Consider the following 22,460-nt stretch of genomic DNA (forward strand, 5'->3'; position numbering starts at 1 on the left):
GGCCGGGTGTGCGCCTGTCCTCGCGGCGGGCATCCGGATATAATCGATTAATTTCTGAGCAATCCCTATCCATGCAGCTGTTTCGCGGTCTCCATCATCTCGACGCCTTTCCCAAGGGCTGCGTTGCCACCATTGGCAACTTCGACGGGGTTCACCTGGGGCACCAGGCCATCCTCGCGCGGCTGCGTGAGCGAGCGGCGGAGCTTGGGGTGCCCAGTTGCGTGGTGATCTTCGAACCGCAGCCCCGCGAATTCTTCCTGCCCGACATCGCGCCAGTGCGCCTGACCCGCCTGCGCGAGAAGCTGGAATGCTTCGCGCGCCTGGGCGTCGACAATGTGCTCTGCCTGAATTTCAATCGGCGGCTGCGCGAGTTGTCCGCCGAGGCCTTCGTCCAGCAGGTGCTGGTGGACGGCCTGGGGGTGAAGCACCTGGAGATCGGCGACGACTTCCGTTTCGGCTGCGATCGCGCCGGCGACTTCACCTACCTGAATCTGGCCGCCCGCGACCACGGCTTCACCCTGGAAGCCGCCACCACCGTCGAGCTGGATGGCCTGCGGGTGAGCAGTACCCTGATCCGCCAGGCCCTGGCCGACGGCGATCTGGCCCTGGCCGCGCGCATGTTGGGACGCCCCTACAGCCTCTCGGGCCGGGTATTGCATGGCCAGAAGCTGGCGCGTCAGCTGGGTTGGCCGACCGCCAATGTCCAGCTCAAGCGGCGCCGACCGCCGCTGCGCGGCGTCTATCTGGTCAGCAGCCTGATCGATGGGCAGGTGGTACCCGGTGTGGCCAACATTGGCCAGCGACCGACGGTGCAGGGCGATGGCCGTCCGCATCTGGAAATCCATCTGCTGGACTTTTCCGGCGACCTCTATGGTCGCCACCTCAGCGTGACCTTCGTGCAGAAGGTCCGCGACGAACAGAAATTCGCCTCTCTGGAGGCCCTCAAGGCGGCGATCGAAGCGGACGTCGCCACGGCCCGCGCCTACTGGCAGGGGCAACCGTCAACGAGCCTGGACTGACATGACCGATTACAAAGCGACGCTCAACCTGCCGGAAACGGCATTCCCGATGAAAGCCGGCCTGCCGCAGCGCGAGCCGGAAGCGCTCAAGCGCTGGCAGGACATCGACCTGTACGGGAAGCTGCGCGCCATCGGCAAGGGCCGTCCGACCTTCATCCTGCATGACGGTCCGCCCTATGCCAACGGCAGCATCCACATCGGTCATGCGCTGAACAAGATCCTCAAGGACATCATCACCCGCTCCAAGACCCTGGCCGGCTTCGATGCCCCCTATGTGCCGGGCTGGGACTGCCATGGCCTGCCCATCGAGCACAAGGTGGAAACCACCTTCGGCAAGAATCAGCCGGCGGACCTGACCCGCGAGCGCTGCCGCGCCTATGCCAGCGAGCAGATCGAAGAGCAGAAGGCCGGCTTCGTCCGCCTGGGCGTGCTGGGTGACTGGAGCAATCCCTACCTGACCATGAACTTCGCCAACGAGGCCGGCGAGATCCGCGCGCTGGGCGAACTGGTCCAGAAGGGCTTCGTCTTCAAGGGCCTCAAGCCGGTCAATTTCTGCTTCGACTGCGGCTCGGCGCTGGCCGAGGCCGAGGTGGAGTACCAGGACAAGAGGTCCGACGCCATCGACGTGGCCTTCCCGGTCGCCGATGCCGACAAGCTGGCGGCCGCCTTCGGCCTCGGCGCGCTGGCCAAGCCCACCGCCATCGTCATCTGGACCACCACCCCCTGGACCATCCCGGCCAACCAGGCGCTCAACGTGCATCCCGAATTCACCTATGCGCTGGTGGACGTCGGCGATCGCCTGCTGCTGCTGGCCGAGGAACTGGTGGAAAGCTGCCTGGCGCGCTACGGCCTGCAGGGCGAGGTGATCGCCACTGCCCCGGGTACCGCCTTGGAACTGATCAACTTCCGCCACCCGCTGTACGAGCGACTGTCGCCCATCTACCTGGCCGAGTACGTCGAGCTGGGCGCCGGGACCGGTGTGGTGCACTGTTCGCCCGCCTATGGCGAGGACGACTTCCGCATCTGCAAGCAATACGGCCTGAGCAACGACGACATCCTCAATCCGGTGCAGAGCAATGGCGTCTACGCCGAGTCGCTGCCGCTGTTTGGTGGCCAGTTCATCTGGAAGGCCAATCCGGCCATCGTCGCCACGCTGCAAGAGGCGGGCGCGCTGCTCAAGCACGAGGCGATCAATCACAGCTACATGCACTGCTGGCGCCACAAGACCCCGCTGATCTATCGCGCCACTGCCCAGTGGTTCGTCGGCATGGACAAGCAGCCCAACGAAGGCGCCACCCTGCGCGAGCGCTCCCTGGCGGCCATCGAGCAGACCCAGTTCGTCCCGGCCTGGGGCCAGGCGCGGCTGCACGGCATGATCGCCGGCCGTCCCGACTGGTGCATCTCGCGCCAGCGCAACTGGGGTGTGCCGATTCCCTTCTTCACTCACAAGGAAAGCGGCGAGCTGCATCCGCGCACTGTCGAATTGATGGAAGCCGTCGCCCAGCGCGTCGAGCGCGAGGGCATCGAAGCCTGGTTCAAGCTCGATCCCGCCGAACTGCTCGGCGAAGAAGCCGGCCAGTATGACAAGAGCCGCGACACCCTCGACGTCTGGTTCGATTCCGGCACCACCCACTGGCACGTGCTGCGTGGCTCCCATGCCGAGCTGGCCCATGACCAGGGTCCGGTGGCCGATCTCTACCTTGAGGGTTCCGACCAGCATCGCGGCTGGTTCCACTCCTCGCTGCTGACCGGTTGCGCCATCGACGGCCATGCCCCCTACAAGGAACTGCTGACCCACGGTTTCACCGTGGACGAACAGGGCCGCAAGCAGTCCAAGTCGCTGGGCAACGTGGTCGCTCCGCAAAAGGTCATCGACAGCCTGGGTGCCGACATCCTGCGCCTCTGGGTCGCCTCGACCGACTACACCGGCGAGATGGCGGTCTCCGACCAGATCCTGCAGCGCAGCGCCGACTCCTATCGTCGCATCCGCAACACCGCGCGCTTCCTGCTCTCCAACCTGTCCGGCTTCGATCCGGCGGTCAACCGGGTCGCCCCCGAGGACATGATCGACCTGGATCGCTGGGCCGTGGATCGCGCCCTGCTGCTGCAGCAGGAAATCGAGCAGGCCTACGCCGAGTACCGCTTCCTCAACGTCTACCAGAAGGTGCACAACTTCTGCGTGCAGGAGCTGGGCGGCTTCTACCTTGACATCATCAAGGACCGCCAGTACACCACCGGCGCCGACAGCCTGCCGCGGCGTTCCTGCCAGACCGCGCTGTATCTCATCGCCGAAGCCCTGGTGCGCTGGATCGCGCCCATCCTGTCCTTTACCGCCGACGAGATCTGGCAGTACCTGCCGGGCGAGCGTGAAGAGTCGGTGATGCTGACCACCTGGTACGACGGCCTCTTCGCCCTGCCCGAGGGTGCGACCCTGGATCGCGCCTACTGGGATCAGGTGATGGCGGTCAAGGCCGCGGTCAACAAGGAGCTGGAGAACCAGCGCGCCGCCAAGACCCTGGGTGGCAGCCTGCAGGCGGAGATCACCCTCTACGCCGACAGCGCCCTGCAGACCGTACTGGAGGCCCTGGGCAACGAACTCAGATTCGTGCTGATCTCGTCCCAGGCCGCTGTCCAGCCGCTGGAAAAGGCCCCGGAAGGCGCCGTGACCAGCGAACTGAGTGGACTCAAGCTGGTGGTGCGCAAGTCCGAGGCCCCCAAGTGCGCCCGTTGCTGGCATCACAGCCACAGCGTCGGCCAGGATGCCGCACACCCGGAGATCTGCGAGCGTTGCGTGACCAACGTCTACGGCGCAGGCGAGGTGCGTGAGCATGCGTGACGCCCAGCGTTTCGGTGCCTTGCCATGGTTGGCCCTGAGTGTGCTGGTGATCCTGCTGGATCAGCTGACCAAGCTTTACTTCCAGGCCAACCTGTCGCTTTACCAGCAGGTGACGGTGATTCCGGACATCCTCAGCTGGACCCTGGCCTACAACCCGGGCGCTGCCTTCAGCTTCCTGGCCGATCACTCCGGCTGGCAGCGCTGGTTCTTCGCCGGCATCGCGGCGGTGGTGAGCGTGGTCCTGGTGGTCTGGCTCAAGCGCCTGCGCAACGACACCTGGACCGCCATCGCCCTGGCCCTGATCCTTGGTGGCGCCCTGGGCAATCTCTATGACCGCCTGGTGCTGGGCCACGTCATCGACTTCATCCTGGTGCACTGGCGCCAGGAGTGGTACTACCCGGCTTTCAACCTGGCCGACAGCGCCATCACCGTCGGTGCCGTGATGCTGGCCCTGGACATGTTCCGCAAGAAGAAGCCCGAGGAAGCCCATGGCTGAAATCACCATCGGCCCGGATACCCGGGTCACCCTGCATTTCGCCATCAAGCTGCAGAACGGCGACGTGGTGGACAGCACCTTCGACAAGGCGCCGGCCACCTTCACCGTTGGCGACGGCAATCTGCTGCCCGGTTTCGAGCAGGCGTTGTTCGGCCTGGAAGCTGGTACCAAGACCAGCCTGACCATTCCACCGGAGCGCGGCTTCGGCCAGCCCAACGACGGCAACCTGCAGACCATGGCCCGGGACGGCTTCAGTGACATGGAGCTGTCGCCCGGACTGCTGATCATCTTCGGCGACGCCGCCGGTGGCGAGATGCCTGGCGTGGTCAAGAGCTACGACGACGAGCAGGTGATCATCGACTTCAACCACCCGCTGGCCGGCCGTGTGCTGACCTTCGACGTGGACATCCTGGCCATCGAGCCTGCCGTCTCCCACTGATCTACCGCCGCCCGTGAAGCGGGCAGAGGAGCCTATGCAGATCAAGCTCGCCAATCCCCGCGGCTTCTGCGCCGGCGTGGACCGCGCCATCGACATCGTCGATCGGGCGCTGGACGTTTTCGGTCCGCCCATCTATGTGCGTCACGAAGTGGTGCACAACAAGTTCGTGGTCGACAACCTGCGCGCCCGGGGCGCCGTCTTCGTCGAAGACGTGGCCGACGTACCGGACGATGTCATTCTCATCTTCAGCGCCCATGGCGTCTCCCAGGCTGTGCGCCGCGAGGCCGCCGAGCGTGGCCTCAAGGTGTTCGACGCCACCTGCCCGCTGGTGACCAAGGTGCACATGGAAGTCGCGCGCTACAGCCGCGACGGCCAGGAATGCATCCTCATTGGCCACGCCGGGCATCCGGAAGTGGAGGGCACCATGGGCCAGTACGACGACCGTGCCGGCGGTGCCATCTACCTGGTGGAAGACGAGGAGGACGTGGCAAGGCTCGAGGTGCGCAATCCCGAAGCCCTGTTCTATGTCTCCCAGACCACCCTGTCGATGGACGACACCCGCATTGTGATCGACGCCCTGCGCGCCAAGTTTCCCCACATCAACGGCCCGCGCAAGAACGACATCTGCTACGCCACCACCAACCGCCAGGACGCGGTAAAGACACTGGCGCTGGAAAGCGACGTAGTGCTGGTAGTGGGCAGCCCCAGCAGCTCCAACTCCAACCGTCTGCGCGAACTAGCCGAACGTCTGGGCACTCCGGCCTACCTCATCGACGGCGCCGAAGACCTGCAGCAGAGCTGGTTCGAAGGCGTGCAGCGCATCGGCGTCACCGCCGGCGCCTCAGCCCCCGAGGTCCTGGTACGCGGCGTCATCGACCAGCTGCAGAGCTGGGGCGCCACCGGCGAGATCGAGCTGGAAGGCGAGCCGGAACACATCACCTTCACCCTGCCGCGAGAGCTCAGGGTAAAGGCGGTATAGGACGTCGCTGGCGCCTTAGCGGCGCCAGCAGTCGGCGGTAGTGGCGCCGGTGCCGCTTTGGCCCTTCAAGCCGGCATTGTCGAGCGTCAAGTTGCCGCAGCGATCGCCGGCCATAGGGCCGCTTGCACGAGGTGCCGCCTGAAGGGTGTAGCCAGTAGCCGTCACCGCACTCAGGCTCAAATCATAAACGGGCCGCCCTCCATCCTTGGGAGCGGTAGTGAACGGCAGGCTGGGTGCCGTACCGGCCGCATCTGTGGTGTAGCGTCCCAGGCGGGTATAGTTTCGCTCCATAAACTGTGCCAACTCCATGAGTGAGGCCTGGGCATCAGCCCTGTTGGCCCTGCGTATGTGCTCCTGATACGACGGATAGGCGATGGCGGCCAGGATGCCGACGATGGCCACTACGATCATAAGTTCAATGAGCGTGAAGCCAGTCTGTCTGGGTAGATGTGGCCACTTATTGGATGCAGGCATAATCAGTTCCTGATTTCTCGCCAAGAGACTCGCCCTGATGTCCTCGTTCCTTTAGGAATAACAAGACGGTTGCCCTGGCTGTCATAAAGCACGTCTGTAGATGAAGGAGTACCATCCGCCAAGGTATCCCTATTCAATATGGTAGGTGTTTTGAGAATACCGCCATTGATATCTATCATGCCGGAGTCAGGTATGTTTCCTCCGAGCAAGGTGTCGTTGTCGCTATCGTTCAGTTGATTGTCTTGGTTCAGGTCGAAATAGGTGTATTTCAGCGAACCGCCATTTAACGGATTGATTGCCATGGTCCAGCTGGTGCCGCCGCCGGTGCACGGGTCGCTTGAAGGCGTCAGTGTCGTGAATACCAATGCACCACCGTGCAGTCTACTCGACGAAACCACTCTTTCTCCGGTCAAAGTACCCGGCCCGCCATTTGCGCTCTTCCACACCAGGTCCAAGAACCAGCCGGCTTGGTTTGAGGTAAGGTCGAAGGTGCTGACACGACGTCCTTTTCTTGTGCCAACCGTTCGCTCGTTGAGGATCTTCTGCTCAAGCAGCTGACTTCTGGTAACCGTCTGGCCGCGATCAACGATCCCGTAGAAGGTTTCCATGCGCGGCGTACCAGTCAGGTTGTTGTCGCCTATCTGAAAGTAGCTACCGGTCCCGAACAGGATGATGGCTTTGCCATCGGTATTCAGGGCCGCGCTGAGAGGAGCGGTGATGGGTTGTCTGGCAGCGTTACTAGCGTTGCCGGCAGTCGCAATGAACATAGGGGCACTAGGCGTTTGCCAGGCCGTGCTATCCGTGCTGGAAACGTCGAAACGCCACAGATTCCCGGCCGTATCTCCTACATAGAAATAGTCAGTGATGCGATCATTATTCAGATCTATCGCCAGCGGCTCGCCCAGGCCGCCCGTGGTGGTAAGGGTAAAGGTCTTGAGTACATCGCCATTGCTGGCATCAAGAATCCATACCTTGCCTGAAGTCACGGCGTTATCGCTAAAGCCGCTGGTGACGATGACGCCGAATTTGCCATTGGGTAGGGCGACGATGGCCGGCTTTTGAATGGGATAGCGCATGTCTGGAGAGGAAAACTCCCAGAGCGCTGCTTGATTCGTCATAGCTCCAGGATTCGTGACATCCAAGGCAAAGACTCCATTGCCACCGGCCCCTGTGGTGCCTACGATCAGAGTATGCCAACTGTTGCCGAAGTAGACGTCAGAAGTCGCTGGAGAGCCATCCACGAAGTATCTATGACTGTAGTTGCTTTGGGTCAGCCGGTAGAGGTTGCCCATCACTGCCTGAGGCACATAGGCAAAAAGTTCGGTTCCGCCCGAGCTGGTAAGGCTGGCATCAAAGCCATGCAACATGCCATCGTTGGCGCCGACGACGATCAAAGGTGCGCGGTTCTTATAGGCTGTGCCTTGGCGGAAAGCGATGTATTGATCGCCGCCAAGGGCGCTAGGCAGCAGGTTATAGCCGTAGTCTGGCTGACCTACATACAGCGGGTCGGAATTGACGATATCGCCTAGGCGGCTAGCACGCTTACGCAAGGGATTGGAGGCGGCGGTTTCCTCGCTGCGGTTGCCCTGCAGATAGGCCAATCGACGTTTGCCCTCATCCTCACTGGCTTGACTGCCGTCGGTATTGCGACGCAGCGCGGTCTGCCCCTCCGCTTTGATGCCATCCCAGTCGAAGTTCTGGCGATCCGTCGATACCAGGTTGGTACCCGTGAAAGGCCCCATGGTGAATATCTTGCGCGTAGACCAGGACTGGGCATCCAGCTTGGCCGCAGCGCTCCAGAGGCTGGTGGCAGACAGGGTGCCGTCGGTATTGAAGGTCTTTGCAATCAGATCCCCGCTCCAGTAACGGGCACTGAAGTTCGCTTGGTAGAAAGCTGTGCCGGTTTCCAGAGAGCCACTGTTTGCGCCCAGAGAGGTGCTGGTGTTACTGGTTTCGCTGGCGATTTTAGCAAAGGCGTTCTTCAGACTGGTAGTCATGGCTTGAGCGTCGCTGGCCACGAAGAAGTTGTCCGGACGTTTGTCTCCTGTCGGCAGGGTTTCGCCGTTGGTTGTCCAAAGGTTTTCGGTGATGCTGGCCTGAGTGGTCGTGGTTGCATAGGGTTGAAAATTACTGGGTACTACGAAGCCACCATATTTGGCTGCAAGCCAATATTGGTTCTGACTTTTTCCAGCGAGCGTCTGGTTTTCTCGAACGTCCATCCAGTAGGTGGATATCGTTTGATTGCCGGCCAAGTCCGAGCGCTGATCTTGGGTATGGGCATCGTAGGCAAGGCCGGCAATATAGGCCGAGTTCCCACGGCCGGTAAAGGGCGTGTTGATGGTGATATTTTCCAGCGAGGCAACTTTCTGGGTGGCGGTTTGTACATTCACCGTGGTGTCTGCTGTCACCTCGGGGGGCTTGGCGGGTTCGCCACCTGAGGAAGTGTCGCCTCCTGGGAGATTCTTGTCTTGCCAGGTATTGGTATCACCGATACCGAGAATCACGTTTTTCTGGCAAGAGTAGGTGATGGGGTCTTGCCAGCTGGTAACAACTGGGAAGCCATCGGCTTGAGCATAACGATTGGTCGCGTTCCCGGTGAGATTGCTATAAGAGGCCACGTTGCCTTGATTCTTGAAATAGCGGATGGCTGTGTAATAGAGCTCGCTGACCGGGTCTAAACTTTTCAAATTTCGATAGTTTTTCTGGGCGTCATAGGGCATTGAGCCGAATTTATTCAGGTAATTGATGACGCCACTGTTGGTGATGCCTGTAGTGCCCGGTGTGTCGCTGGCTTCGGTAGGTGAAGGATTGATACTTTGAACACCAGTGGTCGCGTCCCACTCCGTCCTGGAGTTGCTGCTCTGGTCAGGATTTACCGGGCCGATGAATGCCTGGTTGGCTCTGAGTACGCCGCCATCGCGAAGCTGATCGGAATCGTTGAGATAACTGAATACTGAGTAGCGTAGTCGATCTGAATACTGTTGTAGCAAGCCTTCGGGCTTGTAGTTGGTGTCCGAGTAACGCTTACAGTTAGTTTCAATGCCTACCGCCGGATTACAGACCCGTACCTGAACGCGCACGCGATAGACGCTGTTGGTATAAAGGGCAATGCCTCCGGGGTAGTAGTCTCTGCGAAGATTGTTGCCATCCCATTGACGCGTATTGCTTGGGTCCAGATCAACCCAGACCTCAGGCCAGTTGTTGCCATAACCATAGTTCGCGGAACCGCCGCCGCCAATACGGTCGTTCCAGTTGGAAAACAGCATGTCGAAACCCTGACCTTCCAACCGAACGTAGAGGTTGTCCCAAGTAGCTGCGAAAGGCGTTGCGCCGGCGATTTCGGACGGAGGTATAACCCCTTGATCAGTGTTAAGGCGATTGCCAGCGCTGTTCTGCCCGTCATGTCGGGCTTTTTGAAGCACCGTAAGGGTTGCGGTATCCCTGACGCGAGCACCACCTGTCAGGGCGCTGCGAAACGGATCGATGGTAGGTGTCGCGGCCCAGTTGAGAAAGTTACCGCTCCACTGCTTGGCGCCCGTGCATTTACGGCCGGTAGCGGCGCTTTGAGGCTGAAACCAACTGTTATCCAAGTTGGTACCGCCTTGACCGGTTGCATTCGCGTAACTGTATACGTAGCACTTATTGGAGTCGAAATAGCCGCTGTAGGTGTTGGCTGAGCTATAGCTGCCAAGGTTGGCTACGGAAAGTACCGTCGGCCACTCTACTGACGGTACCAGCGCGAGACTACCGGGTATGTCACCACCGGTTACCAGAGGCGATTGCGAAACGGTCGCCTGGGCTAATGGCGCTATGGCAAGACAAGCCAGCAGGCCAGAAGTGCTAAGGCGGCTGAAAGGTGCAGTAGATCGGCGCATGGAAATCTCCGTGCCTAACGCCTGATGTAAAGGGTACTGATTTCTACGCTGGAACTGGCTGCAGAGCTGGCGGACTGACCGTTGCTAGAGAGGGACAAGTCTTGAGCTGCACCCTGACCCTTGCTAAGGATACGGACGACGCTGGTCGTGATGGGTTTGCTGCTACCTATATCCCCTCCAGCAGTTCGCAGGGTGACCCCGGGCAGCGGCACGATGCTGTAGATGGTCGACTGCAGTTCTGGCGGAGTGATCGTTACGGACCGTGGCACCATCATGTTCTGCAGCGTAGCGAGACTGGCGTTCATTACCCACGTCTCGGCGACTCGTTGGCCCATCTCGGCAGCCTGGAAGGCTCGGCTTTCGTCACGCAGATTTCCGGCCATGCGCTCCTCAAGGGTCGTGCCACGCATGCTGCCAAGGGCTAGCAAGGTCAAGAGCAGTAGCATCACCAGGGTGACGATCAGTATCGCGCCGCGCTGTGCCGAGGGAAGCTGATTCATGGCAGGTGATTTCGGATGCTGACGGTAAGAGTGAAGACCTGGCCAATGCGGCCATCGGCGATGGTTAGTGGATCGACACCCTGGACCGGAGGATCATTGAAGACCACCTGTTGATTGGGCGTGACGGCATTGCGCTCGCGACTCACGGCTAGCAGGCGGATGCGTGCCGAGACTACGCTTTGCCAATCTGTAATATCGCTAGCGTCTTTATAGATACCGGTACCCGAGGTGCTGAGGCTGCCATTAGTGGTTGCTGTGGCATAACGGATCTGGAGCCGCTGGATACCACTGACCAGTTCTTCCGCTGGTTGATTGAGGCCGTCGTAGACCCTGCGCCAGAGTGAAGGGACACCGGTATCAGGATTGTTCTGCAGGTAATACACCACGCTTTGATAAAGCAACAGCTGAGCCATGTCACTACTAGTGCTGGGACTGGTGCTGCTACTGGTGTTCTTGGCGATGGTGGTGCCGTAGTCGTGTGGGGCGAAGGTCCTGCCATTGGGTAGGGATACACGATTGTCGTTGACCGCGCTCTGATTGGCGAACAGATGGCAGCTCAATGGGTCGCTGATGACCAGCAGACGATTCTGAGGTAGGCCGGCGGAGGTCGAGATCTGGGTTGCCGTGGCGCCAGTCAGCAAGACACCGGCAGGTGTCACCGCATGTGCAAGAAAGACTACATCGGTGTCAGGCGTGCGTGCATCGAAGGTTGGCTTGAACCAAGGGGGCGTTCTGTTCGGGGCTTGGTTATTGACATCACTCGTGTTACTCCAGCCCTGTATACCCGTAGTCAAGACATAGCGGATATCGTCCGTGCCATCCTCCTGTTGGGTGAGGGTGGTCGGCAGCAAACTGGTGAGAGCTGTCAGGCATCCCCCTCGATAACCCGCGTTCCGCAGGTCGAAGGACAGAAATTCCAAGGCGAAGCGTCCTGACTCCTGCACTTGCGACAGCGCCGAATTGGTCTGGTAGGTACGTTTGGAGGATAGGAACAGCTGCAGTACGCCGCCCATCAATAGCAGCCCAAGTAGCAGGGCTATCATCAACTCTATGATGGAAAGGCCGCCTTGCCGCTTGGCTGAGATGGGCCTCATAGCTGCGTCCTGTAGGTGAAGAGCTCGAAGCTGCTGTTGCTAGTGGCAGGGCTGCTGCAACTGTCGCTTGTCGGCGCCACCGCCTGAGCCGATTTGATGGCAGCGCGGCGATCATTCCAGCAGATGGTGACGATGACTGCGTTGCTGTTATCCAGGCTAAGGCTGCCTGTGCCTTGGGGAAGGCTAAGAGCCAAGGCATTTAGCCAGCCATTTACGTCTTGCTGGGCCGCTGAACCCGAAAGCGCGTTGTCGCTTTTTGAGGTCGGAAAACTCACTGAATAGCTGCTCCGGTTGGCCAGCGCTGCAACTCGATTCGCGCGCATGCGATCCACGATGTCATTGGCCAGAATGGTGGCCTGGGAACGATAGTAGGCGCCCTGGTTGCTCTGCACGCTCACTGTCTGCAAACCGGCCAGACCCAGCAAGCCGATAGCCAGGATGAGCATGGCGACCAATACCTCGATCAGGGTGGCGCCCTTTTGCCATCCGTACCCGCTCATGGGCAGCCACCTGCGTTGACCGTGGCATTACCGGTTGCGCTGATCTGGATGGTACGGCTGCACGTGGGCGCCGTAGTAATCGTAAATGTTGCCTGAGCGCCACTGAGGCCATTGCTTTGATAGGTAATGCCTGTGCTAGGACCCGTGAGAGTGCCACCACTGATAGGTTCCCAGGTTCGTAACACGATGGTGCCTTGCATCAGGCGCCAGCCGGATGACCAGTCCGCGCCGTCTACGCAAACGTTGCTACCTGCGGTGCTGCGACAGAGCACGACATTGGTCCGCCGCTTTAGAGCTTCGGACCGCGCGAGTTGCAGGGTGCCCAGCAACTCGTTGCTTAACACAGCCGCACGATTGCTTTGCAGTATTCGGGTAAAGGATGGCGCAGCAATGCTGATCACGATCGCCAGAATGGCGATCGCTACCATGGTTTCGATCAGGGTAAAGCCGTACTGGGTACGCATCGTCTTTTTCGCCAGGCTGTAAGGCCAAGCATGGGGGATCATGCGTGGCTGGGCCAGCGTACGGCGGATATCCGGTCAAAACGGCAAGGTATTTGGTCAGTGCTTTCAGGCACAGCGATCAGTGGTACGAAGATTCGTCACTTCGATCCGTCCGGCCTTGTTCAGGACCAGTCGTGCGCGCGGCTCGGTGCCCTGGCAGAGGATGAAGCTGCCGTTCAGGGCGTTGGTCACACCGCTGTTCAAAAACGTCAGATGAGGTAGCGTACGGAAATTGTTCCAGCGCCAGTGCAGGCCGTCGGGGAGCTGACTGGTCAGCAGGGTGGGCTCCTCGGCTGACTGAAGGCCGTCGCGATCCCAGTCGCGGAAGACCCGCGTGGTGACCGACCAGAGATTCGAGCTGTCGCAGTCGCCTGCCGGTGCATGACAGATGGACACGCTGCCAGAACCGTTGATGGCAGCCGCCCGGGCGAAGTTGACCGTCTCCCTGAGTTGTTGAATGGCGAGCTGCTGACGATTGCGCTGCAGCATTCCACCGAAGGCGGGAATGGCGAGGGAAGCGACGATGCTCAGCACGCTGAGGCAGATCAGGGATTCGAAGAGGCTGAAGCCTCGCGCGATGCGATAGGTCATGTTGACGTCCTTGTGGGTAGGCGGCCTTCCTGGCCGCGCTAGCCGTTTTGCGCCAAGACGGCGGAATAGTCAATTGCAGGATGTAGAGGTGTGACGTGAGCTTTGATGTAGCGGTGGTCGGGGCGGGTGCGCTAGGGCTGATGTCGGCCTATTGCCTGTCCTTGAGCGGTCGGCGGGTGGTGGTGGTCGAGCGTGGCGAGCCGGGGCGGGAGGCGTCCTGGGCTGGCGGCGGGATCGTTTCGCCGCTGTATCCCTGGCGTTATCAGCCGGCGGTGACGGCGCTGGCGCACTGGTCGCAGGATTTCTATCCGGTGCTGGGGGAACGGCTGCGGCAGGAAACGGGGGTGGACCCCGAGGTCGAGGTGACCGGGCTGTACTGGCTCGACCTTGAGGACGAAGCCGAGGCGCTGGACTGGGCGCGCCGCAATGTGCGACCGCTGGCGGCGGTGTCGGTCGCGGAGGTACGGCAGCGGGTCCCGGTGCTGGGGCCGGGCTATGAGCGAGCGGTCTTCATGGCGGGGGTGGCCAATGTGCGCAATCCCCGGCTGGTGCGCGCCCTGCGCGAAGCCCTGCTGCGCATGCCGAATGTGACGCTGGTGAGCGAGTCGCCGGTGACCGGCTTCCTGCGCCAGGGCGAGCGCGTGGTGGGCGTGCAGACCGCGCGCGAGGCCATCCATGCCGAGTCCGTGGTGGTGTGCGCGGGTGCCTGGAGCGGGGAATTGCTGCAGACCCTGGGGATGGCGGTGCCGGTGCGGCCGGTGAAGGGGCAGATGCTGCTGTATCGCCAGCCGGTGGGCTTTCTGACCAGCATGGTGCTGGCCAAGGGGCGCTACGCCATACCACGACGTGATGGTCATATCCTCATCGGCAGCACCCTGGAGCATGCCGAGTTCGACAAGACCCCAACTGCCGAGGCGCTGACCAGTCTGCAGGCGTCGGCTGCCGAGTTGCTGCCGGCGCTGGCCGACCAGGCGCCGGTGGCGCACTGGGCGGGACTGCGGCCGGGATCGCCGGATGGCGTGCCCTTCATCGGGCCGGTGCCGGAGCTGCCCGGGCTGTGGCTCAACTGCGGGCACTATCGCAACGGCCTGGTGCTGGCGCCGGCGTCCTGCCAGTTGTTGACCGATCTGCTCACCGAACGCACGCCGATCATCGATCCGGCGCCCTATGCGCCAGGCGCGCGGCTGGCGGCGGGCTGATCAGTCGATGCCGAGCTTCTTCAGTCGGTAGCGCATCGACCGGAAGGAGAGGCCCAGGCGCTCTGCGGCGGCGGTGCGATTCCAGCGGGTCTCTTCGAGCGCCTGCATGATCAGCTGGCGCTCGATGGACTCCAGGTGGTCTTCCAGATTGGCGATGTTGGCCAGGCTGGCTTCGCCGGTGGCGGTGGCCGCTGGCGCATCGGCCAGGCGCAGATCGGCCGGGCGGATGACGTCGCCTTCGCAGAGGGTGTAGGCCCGCTCCAGCATGTTTTCCAGTTCCCGCACGTTGCCGGGGAATCTGTAGCTCTTGAGCTTGGCCAGGGCATCGTCGCCCAGCGTGGCCGCGGCCAGACCGGAATCGCGTGCCAGACGTTCGAGCATGTGGCTGGCCAAGGCGCCGATGTCTTCGCGACGTTCGCGCAGAGCCGGCACCTGCAGTTCGATGACGTTGAGGCGGTAGTAGAGATCCTGGCGGAAGGTCCCGGCGGCGACCTCGGCGGCGAGATCCCGGTGGGTGGCGCTGAGAATGCGCACGTCCAGGCTGATCTCCTGCTGGCTGCCTACCGGGCGCACGGCCTTTTCCTGGATGGCGCGCAGGAGCTTGACCTGCATCGGCAGTGGCAGGTCGGCCACCTCGTCGAGAAACAGGGTGCCGCCCTGGGCGGCCTGGAACAGGCCCTGCTTGTCTTCGATGGCGCCGGTGAAGCTGCCCTTGCGATGGCCGAAGAATTCGCTTTCCACCAGTTCCGAAGGGATGGCGCCGCAGTTGACCGGGACGAAGGGGCGGCCCGCGCGCGGGCCCTGCTCATGGATCAGTCGTGCCACCCGCTCCTTGCCGCTGCCCGATTCCCCGCTGATATAGACCGGCGCCTGGCTGCGCGCCAGCTTGGCGATCTGGCCCCGCAGGGCGCGCATGGGCGGCGATTCGCCAAGCAGCTGGGTTTCGCTGGCGCCGGTCACTGCCGGGGCAGGCCCGGACAGCCGCAGGGCGGTGCCCACCAGCTCGCGCAGGCGCGGCAGGTCGACCGGCTTGGTGAGGTAGTCGAACGCACCGGCCTTGAGGGCCTGGACCGCGGTTTCCAGACTGCCGAAGGCGGTGATCATGGCGACCGGCAATTGCGGAAAGCGTTGCTGGATGAACTGGATCAGATCCAGTCCCGAGCCGTCGGGCAGGCGCATGTCGGTCAGGCAGAGGTCGAAGCTTTCCCGTTCGAGGACGGCCCGGGCGTCGGCGATGTTCTTGGCGCTGGCGGTGTCGAGTTTCATCCGCCCCAGGGTGATCTCCAGGAGTTCGCGGATATCGGGTTCATCGTCGACAATCAGGACTTTCTGTCGGGCCATGCTCAGCTCATTGTGCGGGGATGGGCGAAGGTGATGCGAAAACAGCTGCCATTCGCCAAGGGATGATAGCCAAGTCTGGCCTGGTTGCTCTCGCAAAGCTCGCGGGAGATGTACAGGCCCAGCCCGGTCCCCTTGTTTTCGGTGGTGAAGAAGGGCTCGAACAGGTGGTCGAGCTGCTCGGCGGCGACGCCGGCTCCGTCGTCGACCACCTCGAGGATGGGCAGGTCGCTTTCCGGATCGCGGTAGGTGCTGAGCCAGACCTGGCCGATGCCATTCTTCTGGCAGCTGTAGCGCAGGCCGTTCTGCACCAGGTTGGTCAGGATCTGGCCCAGCTGGTGAGGATCCATGTGCGTCTGCAGGGTGCCAGGCTCGGTCTTGACGTGCAGCGTCTGGCCGGCGGGCAGGGTAGGGCGCAGCTCCCCGGCGAAACGGTGCGCCCAGTAGCGCAGGTCGATCAGCTGGGGGGCGGCCTGCTGGCGGCGTGACAGCTGCAGGACGTTTTCCACCACCCGGTTCATCCGCCGCGACTGGTCCTGGATGATCTGCGCCAGGCGCCGATCCGGCGTGGCCAGTTCTTCGGATTCCTGCAGCAGTTGCGCGGCGTGACTGATGGCGCCCAGCGGATTGCGGATCTCGTGGGCGATGCCGGCGGTGAGACGGCCGAGGGAGGCGAGCTTGAGTTGCTGGGCTTGCTGGGCGATGCGTGAGACGTCTTCGAGAAAGGTCAGCACCCGCTCACCCTCGCCCTGCTGCAGGCGGGCGAAGCTGGGTTGCAACAGGGGGCCGTTGGCATAGGCGCGCCAGGGCGCGGGCCGGATACTGGGATTGCGCTCCCATTCCTCGAGGCGCTGGGCGAGCCCCAGGGCCAGGGGAGCGATGGTGTCCTCGTCGTCCACCCCCAGCAGGCGGCGGGCTGCCGGATTCACCAGCAGCACCTGGTATTCGGCATCGAATACCAGGATACCGGTCCGCATGCGTTCGAGGATCAGCGCGTTGAGGGCTTCCAATTCGGCCACGGCGGTGGCGCGGGTTTCGGCCAGGGCCTGGCTGTCCAACAGGCGCCGGACCAGGCCTTGAACCAGCAGCGCCGTGGCGAAGCAGAGGGTGCCCAGGCCCGCTGCCTGCACATAGCCACTGCCACTGTCGCCGCGGCGCAGGTCGAGATAGCCGGTCGCCAGCAGCAGGGCGATGGCGGCCAGGGCGGCGATCAGCAGGCCGCGGCGGCCACGGATCAGGACGTTGGACACCCCGACGGTCACCACCAGCAGACTGCCCATGCCGCTGGCGATGCCGCCGGCCAGGAAGAACAGGCCGCCCAAGGCGAGGATGTCGATCAGCGCCAGGGTAAAGGCGCGGCCACGCAACAACCGCTGGCCGACCGCCAGCACGGCGTTGATGGCGAGGTAGGCCCAGCTGGCCTGGCGGAACAGCTGGCCGTCGACGGTGCGCAGCCAGTGCTGATCCAGGTCGCTGGAAATCAGCACCACCAGCGCCAGGCCGATGACGATGCGATAGAGATGATAGAGCCGCAGGACCGCGTCGGCTCTCAGGGTGCCTGGATCAGTCGCGGCGCTCATGCTGCAACCGGCGGTGTTCGGCGCTGCAATACCAGCGCTGGCCTTCGCCATCGGCCAGGGCTCTTGCCTGGGGCACATGCACGCCGCAATGGGCACAGCGCACCATGGCATTGGGCGGCAGCGTGGGTGCCTTGGCGGGGGGCGTCTGCGTCTTGCCGCGCCACCAGCGTCTGATCATCCAGAACAGCGCGCCCAGGAGGACGAGCCACAACAGCAGGCGAAGCAGACCCATGGCGATCTCGCAGCGTGAAGGAGGGTGGAGTTTAGCAGGGCTGCCGCAGCCGGTGAGCCCTGCATGGCATCGATTGTCCCGCTTCGCTGCATGCGGGAAAATGCGCCGATCAATCGGGCAAGGAAGAGTGCATGAGTCAGCTGCTGAACGTCGTGATGGCGCAAGTGAACCTCAAGGTCGGCGACATCCACGGCAATGTGGATCGGATCATCGCCGCAGCCCGCGAGGCCCGGGATGACTTGCACGGCGATCTCATCGTCTTCCCGGAATTGTCGCTGTGCGGCTATCCCCCGGAGGACCTGCTGCTGCGCTCGAGCATGCAGCGCCGCATCGAGCAGGCCTTGCAGCGGATCCGCCAGGAGATTGCCGGTATCCATGTGCTGGTGGGTTTTCCCTGGCTGGAGGAAGGACGGCGCTACAACGCCTGCGCGGTCTATCGCGATGGCGCCGAGTTGGCCTTCTATCGCAAGCAGCAATTGCCCAACTACCGGGTGTTCGACGAGAAGCGCTATTTCGAGCCGGGCGACAGTGCCGCGGTGTTCGATTACCAGGGCGTGCCCATCGGCGTCACCATCTGCGAGGACATCTGGTTCGCCGAGCCCATGGCCAAGGCACGCGCGGCCGGGGCGCGGCTGATGCTCAACCTCAATGCATCACCCTTCCACGGCGGCAAGCAGTCCGAGCGCGAGGCGGTGGTGGGCGAACGTGCCCGCGAAGGCAACATGCCGGTGGTCTACGTCAACCAGGTGGGTGGTCAGGACGAACTGGTGTTCGACGGCCATTCCTTCGTGGTCGATGCCCGGGGGCAGGTCAGCCAGCGCGCGCCGGCCTTCTTCGAGGGGCTCTATCCGGTCATCTTCGATGAGGCTCTGCAACCGCAGCCGGCCGTGCTCACTCCCGTCGCCTCGCTGGAGGCCAGCGTCTATGACGCCCTGGTGCTCGGGGTGCGCGACTACGTGCGCAAGAACGGCTTCAAGGGCGTGGTACTGGGGCTGTCCGGAGGTATCGATTCGGCCCTGGTGCTGGCGGTCGCCGCGGATGCGCTGGGCGCGGAGCAGGTGGAGGCGGTGATGATGCCCTACCACTACACCGCCCAGATCAGCCTGGAAGACGCCGAAGCCGAGGCACGGAGCCTGGGGGTGCGCTACAGCGTGCTGCCCATCGCGTCCATGGTCGAGGCCTTCCAGGAGACCCTGGCCGGTGAATTCGCCGGGCTCGGACGGGATACCACCGAGGAAAATCTGCAGGCGCGTTGCCGCGGAACCCTGCTGATGGCCATTTCCAACAAGAAGGGCTATCTGGTGCTCACCACCGGCAACAAGAGCGAGATGGCCGTCGGTTACGCCACCCTCTATGGCGACATGGCCGGCGGCTTCGACGTGCTCAAGGATGTGCCCAAGACCCTGGTGTTCCGCCTCTGCGAGTACCGCAATCGAGATGGCGAGGTGATTCCGCAGCGGGTGATCGACCGCCCGCCGTCGGCCGAGCTGTCGCCCGACCAGAAGGACGAGGACTCGCTGCCGCCCTATCCGGTGCTCGACGAGATCCTGCGCCTGTATGTCGAGCAGGATCTCTCGGCGGTGGATATCGTCGCCGCCGGCTTCGACGAGGAAACGGTGCGCAGGGTGCTGCGCCTGGTGGATCTCAACGAATACAAGCGGCGCCAGGCGGCGGTGGGCGCCCGGGTCACCCAGCGCGGTTTCGGGCGTGACCGGCGCTACCCCATCACCTCGGGCTGGCGCATTGGCGACTAGGTCACCGGTTCCGGCGCAATAAAAAAGGGGAAGCCACTGGCTTCCCCTTTTCACGTCCGACGCGGAATCAGTCGAACAGACCAAAGGTCAGGCGGCTGAACCAGGAACGCTTGGCCGGCGCCGGCGTCGCGCCACCGGCCTTCTCGGCCTCGGCCGGGTCGACGATGCGCAGCTCGGGCGCCAGATTGTCACGCTCTTCCTGGTACTTGCGCTGGATGTCCTGGCTGGCGCGGGTCTCGCCGGGCGGCAGCGGATCGCTCGGGCGATCGATCAGGCCCAGGGTCGCACGGGTCAGCCAGGAGCGCTGCTGATCCTTGTCGTCCGGCTCGCGCAGCTGGAATTCGCCATCCTTGAGGCTGACGTTGTCCGGGTAGTTGAGCTTGAGGGTTTCCAGGCTGGTGGCCGCCAGGTCGTTGAGGCCCAGGTGCTTGTAGGCTTCGGTCATGATCGCCAGGCCGTCACCCACGGACGGGGTGCCCTGGAAGTTCTCGACCACGTAGCGACCGCGGTTGGCGGCGGCCACGTAGGCCTTGCGGGTCAGGTAGTAGTGGCCGACGTGCACGTCGTAGGCCGCCAGCAGGTTGCGCAGATAGACCATGCGCGCCTTGGCGTCCGGGGCGTAACGGCTGTTGGGGAAGCGGCTGGTGAACTGGGCGAAGTCGTTGAAGGAGTCGCGCGCCGCGCCCGGATCACGCTTGGTCATGTCCAGCGGCAGGAAGCGCGCCAGCAGGCCGCGATCCTGTTCGAAGGAGGACACGCCCTTCATGTAGTAGGCGTAATCGACGTTGGGGTGCTGCGGATGCAGGCGGATGAAGCGATCCGCCGCCGTGCGCGCCGCTTCCGGCTCGCCGTTCTTGTAGTTGGCGTAGATCAGCTCGAGCTGGGCCTGTTCGGCATAGCGACCGAAGGGATACCGCGACTCCAGGGCCTTCAGCTTGCTGATGGCATCCGTGTAGCTGCTGTTGGAGATATCGCGCTGAGCCTGGGTATAGAGCTCGCCCTCCGGCAGATTTTCCGGAACCTCGGGCGCTTTCGAGGAGCAGGCGGCGGTGAGGACTAGGCTGGTGACCAGCAGCAGGTGCTTCAATTGCATGGCGGCTTGGATTCCCCGAAACGGTCGGCGGTGCAGGGATGAGCGCGGAGAGCACTCACCTAGCCTGTGACGGGGCCGGAACCGTCCTGTTATGATGATCGACCCGGAATGCCGGGGCAAAAAAGTCGCCGTATTTAACCACAGGGTCGGGCCGATTCCAAAAGCCCTGCCATTGCCCGCGCAGATCCATGTCCGAATCCATCGTTCTCAATGCCGAAGTCCCCTACGAACTGGGTGGTCAGCGCCTCGATCAGGTCGCTGCCCAGCTGTTCGCCGAACACTCTCGCTCGCGTCTCGCCGCCTGGATCAAGGACGGCAGCCTGACCGTCGACGGCGCCGTGTTGCGCCCGCGCGACACCGTCCATGGTGGCGCCCAGCTGGCGCTGCGAGCCGAACGCGAGGCCCAGGGCGAATGGGTGGCCCAGGACATCGAGCTGGACATCGTCTACGAAGACGATCACCTGCTGGTGCTCGACAAGCCGGCCGGTCTGGTGGTGCATCCGGCCGCCGGCCATGCCGATGGCACCCTGCTCAATGCCCTGCTGCACCACGTGCCCGGCTTGGAGAGCGTGCCGCGTGCCGGCATCGTCCATCGCCTGGACAAGGACACCACCGGACTCATGGTGGTGGCCAAGACCCTGGAAGCCCATACCCATCTGGTCGCCCAGTTGCAGGCACGCTCGGTGAGCCGCATCTATGAAGCCGTCGTCGCCGGGGTGATCGTCGCCGGCGGCACGGTCAATGCGCCCATCGGTCGTCATTCCCAGCGTCGCCAGCAGATGGCGGTGATCGCCGGCGGCAAGCCCGCTGTCAGTCACTACCGCGTGCTGGAGCGCTTCCGCGCCTATACCCATACCCGGGTCAAGCTGGAAACCGGGCGCACCCACCAGATCCGTGTGCACATGACCCACGTCGGTTTTCCGCTGGTGGGCGATCCGGTCTATGGCGGGCGCTTCAAGATCCCGCCGGCGACCAATCCGACCCTGATCAAGACCCTGCGCGAATTTCCGCGCCAGGCGCTGCACGCGCGCTTCCTCGAACTGGATCATCCGGTGACCGGCGAGCGCCTGCGCTGGGAGTCGCCGCTGCCCGAGGATTTGGTCTGGCTGCTGGATCTGCTGCGCCAGGACCGGGAATCCTTCGAATGATCGGCGCCGACTGGCTGCGGCCGGACTGGCCGGCGCCGGTCGGCGTCCAGGCCTGCGTCACCACCCGTTTGGGTGGGGTCAGTCAGTCGCCTTTCGCCAGCTTCAACCTCGGTAATCACGTCGGTGACGATCCGGCGGCGGTTGCCGAGAATCGTCGACGCCTGGGCGAAGCCCTGGGGTGTCAGCCGGCCTGGCTCGAACAGGTCCATGGTACCGCTGTCGTCGAAGCCGATCCTACGCAGGTGCTGCGTGCCGATGCGGCCTGGACGGCCACGCCCGGTGTAGCGGTGACCATGATGACCGCCGATTGCCTGCCGGCGCTGTTCTGCCGGCGTGACGGCTCCCGCGTCGCGGCGGCCCATGCCGGCTGGCGCGGTCTGGCAGGTGGCGTACTGGAAGCTGCCGCGGCCAGTCTGGAGGTAGCCCCCGCCGAGGTACTGGTCTGGCTGGGCCCGGCCATAGGTCCGGCCAGCTTCGAGGTCGGTGCCGAGGTGCGTGAGGCCTTTGTCGCCCAGCAGGGCGACGCCGAGCGCTGCTTCGTGGCCAGGGGCGGGGACAAGTACCTGGGCGATCTCTATGCCCTGGCTCGTCTGCGTCTCGCCGCTCAGGGCATCACGGCGGTCTATGGTGGCGGCTTCGATACCTTCGCCGATGACCAGCGTTTCTTTTCCTATCGGCGCGCCGCCCGTACCGGGCGCTTCGCCAGCCTGATCTGGATCAAGCCCTAGGTCTTTTTTTGGGATGTCAAGCCTCTCTGGCTTGAATCGTTACGCATCGCCCCTATCTAAAGGTCATTCCCGCGGGTAATCG

The 22,460-nt window shown here is 63.1% G+C and carries 20 protein-coding genes; 9 read left to right on the forward strand and 11 right to left on the reverse strand.

Going from position 1 to position 22,460, the window contains the following annotated elements:
• The first annotated feature begins 71 nt into the window (after positions 1–71).
• The 5 genes from ribF to ispH are packed head-to-tail and all read left to right on the forward strand — an operon-like array spanning position 72 to position 5,769.
• Complete coding sequence (gene ribF / locus PVZ72_RS09435) at positions 72–1,019, forward strand: bifunctional riboflavin kinase/FAD synthetase (RefSeq protein ID WP_133861312.1); 948 nt, start codon at positions 72–74, stop codon at positions 1,017–1,019.
• Position 1,020: 1 nt separating this feature from the next.
• Positions 1,021–3,855: an isoleucine--tRNA ligase gene (ileS, locus tag PVZ72_RS09440; protein WP_273861777.1), complete on the forward strand. Its 2,835-nt coding sequence runs from the start codon at positions 1,021–1,023 to the stop codon at positions 3,853–3,855.
• The gene (gene lspA, locus PVZ72_RS09445) at positions 3,848–4,351 is read left to right on the forward strand and encodes a signal peptidase II (RefSeq protein WP_273861778.1); all 504 of its coding nucleotides are present in this window, start codon (positions 3,848–3,850) and stop codon (positions 4,349–4,351) included. Before ileS ends, lspA begins: the two co-directional genes overlap by 8 nt.
• Positions 4,344–4,790, forward strand: a complete 447-nt coding sequence (locus tag PVZ72_RS09450; protein WP_273861779.1) for an FKBP-type peptidyl-prolyl cis-trans isomerase — start codon at positions 4,344–4,346, stop codon at positions 4,788–4,790. The genes lspA and PVZ72_RS09450 overlap by 8 nt, the downstream gene beginning before the upstream one ends.
• Positions 4,791–4,824: 34 nt before the next feature.
• Entirely contained in the window at positions 4,825–5,769 is a 945-nt protein-coding gene (ispH, locus tag PVZ72_RS09455) for a 4-hydroxy-3-methylbut-2-enyl diphosphate reductase (RefSeq protein ID WP_187980259.1), read from the forward strand.
• A 15-nt stretch (positions 5,770–5,784) separates the two neighbouring features.
• Here the strand turns inward: ispH and PVZ72_RS09460 are convergent, their stop codons facing one another.
• From PVZ72_RS09460 to PVZ72_RS09490, 7 genes are all read right to left on the reverse strand, one after another.
• Positions 5,785–6,243, reverse strand: a complete 459-nt coding sequence (locus PVZ72_RS09460) for a type IV pilin protein (RefSeq protein WP_273861780.1) — start codon at positions 6,241–6,243, stop codon at positions 5,785–5,787.
• Between the two features lie 2 nt (positions 6,244–6,245).
• Complete coding sequence (locus tag PVZ72_RS09465; RefSeq protein WP_273861781.1) at positions 6,246–10,118, reverse strand: pilus assembly protein; 3,873 nt, start codon at positions 10,116–10,118, stop codon at positions 6,246–6,248.
• A gap of 14 nt (positions 10,119–10,132) precedes the next feature.
• The gene (locus PVZ72_RS09470) at positions 10,133–10,618 is read right to left on the reverse strand and encodes a pilus assembly PilX family protein (protein WP_187980256.1); all 486 of its coding nucleotides are present in this window, start codon (positions 10,616–10,618) and stop codon (positions 10,133–10,135) included.
• Positions 10,615–11,712, reverse strand: a complete 1,098-nt coding sequence (locus PVZ72_RS09475; protein WP_187980255.1) for a PilW family protein — start codon at positions 11,710–11,712, stop codon at positions 10,615–10,617. Before PVZ72_RS09475 ends, PVZ72_RS09470 begins: the two co-directional genes overlap by 4 nt.
• A complete protein-coding gene (pilV, locus tag PVZ72_RS09480) occupies positions 11,709–12,212 on the reverse strand; it encodes a type IV pilus modification protein PilV (RefSeq protein WP_187980254.1) in 504 nt (167 codons plus the stop codon). The genes PVZ72_RS09475 and pilV overlap by 4 nt, the downstream gene beginning before the upstream one ends.
• Positions 12,209–12,718, reverse strand: a complete 510-nt coding sequence (locus PVZ72_RS09485; RefSeq protein ID WP_252977199.1) for a GspH/FimT family pseudopilin — start codon at positions 12,716–12,718, stop codon at positions 12,209–12,211. The genes pilV and PVZ72_RS09485 overlap by 4 nt, the downstream gene beginning before the upstream one ends.
• Positions 12,719–12,781: 63 nt before the next feature.
• Positions 12,782–13,306 carry a GspH/FimT family pseudopilin gene (locus PVZ72_RS09490; protein ID WP_187980253.1) on the reverse strand — a complete coding sequence of 175 codons (525 nt, stop codon included), beginning with the start codon at positions 13,304–13,306 and terminating at the stop codon, positions 12,782–12,784.
• 95 nt (positions 13,307–13,401) lie between these two features.
• On the opposite strand from PVZ72_RS09490, the gene thiO reads away from it, so the two are divergent.
• Positions 13,402–14,505, forward strand: coding sequence for a glycine oxidase ThiO (thiO, locus tag PVZ72_RS09495; RefSeq protein WP_187980252.1), 1,104 nt, complete (start codon positions 13,402–13,404; stop codon positions 14,503–14,505).
• Here the strand turns inward: thiO and PVZ72_RS09500 are convergent, their stop codons facing one another.
• From PVZ72_RS09500 to PVZ72_RS09510, 3 genes are read right to left on the reverse strand one after another with little or no spacing between them, the layout of a single operon-like run.
• Complete coding sequence (locus PVZ72_RS09500) at positions 14,506–15,846, reverse strand: sigma-54-dependent transcriptional regulator (protein ID WP_187980251.1); 1,341 nt, start codon at positions 15,844–15,846, stop codon at positions 14,506–14,508. It lies immediately after the preceding gene.
• 2 nt (positions 15,847–15,848) lie between these two features.
• Positions 15,849–17,423 (reverse strand): sensor histidine kinase, encoded by a 1,575-nt coding sequence (locus tag PVZ72_RS09505; RefSeq protein WP_187980250.1) that lies wholly within the window; start codon positions 17,421–17,423, stop codon positions 15,849–15,851.
• A complete protein-coding gene (locus PVZ72_RS09510) occupies positions 17,407–17,655 on the reverse strand; it encodes a PP0621 family protein (RefSeq protein ID WP_187980249.1) in 249 nt (82 codons plus the stop codon). The genes PVZ72_RS09505 and PVZ72_RS09510 overlap by 17 nt, the downstream gene beginning before the upstream one ends.
• A 131-nt stretch (positions 17,656–17,786) precedes the next feature.
• On the opposite strand from PVZ72_RS09510, the gene PVZ72_RS09515 reads away from it, so the two are divergent.
• Positions 17,787–19,409, forward strand: coding sequence for an NAD+ synthase (locus PVZ72_RS09515; protein ID WP_187980248.1), 1,623 nt, complete (start codon positions 17,787–17,789; stop codon positions 19,407–19,409).
• A 67-nt stretch (positions 19,410–19,476) separates the two neighbouring features.
• On the opposite strand, the gene PVZ72_RS09520 is transcribed toward PVZ72_RS09515, so the two are convergent.
• The gene (locus PVZ72_RS09520; RefSeq protein WP_007160812.1) at positions 19,477–20,502 is read right to left on the reverse strand and encodes an outer membrane protein assembly factor BamD; all 1,026 of its coding nucleotides are present in this window, start codon (positions 20,500–20,502) and stop codon (positions 19,477–19,479) included.
• A 188-nt stretch (positions 20,503–20,690) separates the two neighbouring features.
• Between PVZ72_RS09520 and rluD the strand changes: the two genes are divergently transcribed.
• Positions 20,691–21,650: a 23S rRNA pseudouridine(1911/1915/1917) synthase RluD gene (gene rluD, locus PVZ72_RS09525; RefSeq protein ID WP_187980247.1), complete on the forward strand. Its 960-nt coding sequence runs from the start codon at positions 20,691–20,693 to the stop codon at positions 21,648–21,650.
• On the forward strand, positions 21,647–22,378 hold the full coding sequence (pgeF, locus tag PVZ72_RS09530; RefSeq protein ID WP_187980246.1) for a peptidoglycan editing factor PgeF: 732 nt from the start codon (positions 21,647–21,649) through the stop codon (positions 22,376–22,378). Before rluD ends, pgeF begins: the two co-directional genes overlap by 4 nt.
• Positions 22,379–22,460: the final 82 nt, after the last annotated feature.

Source organism: Pseudomonas sp. LA5 (assembly GCF_028640825.1).
Lineage (GTDB): Bacteria > Pseudomonadota > Gammaproteobacteria > Pseudomonadales > Pseudomonadaceae > Chryseomonas > Chryseomonas aestiva.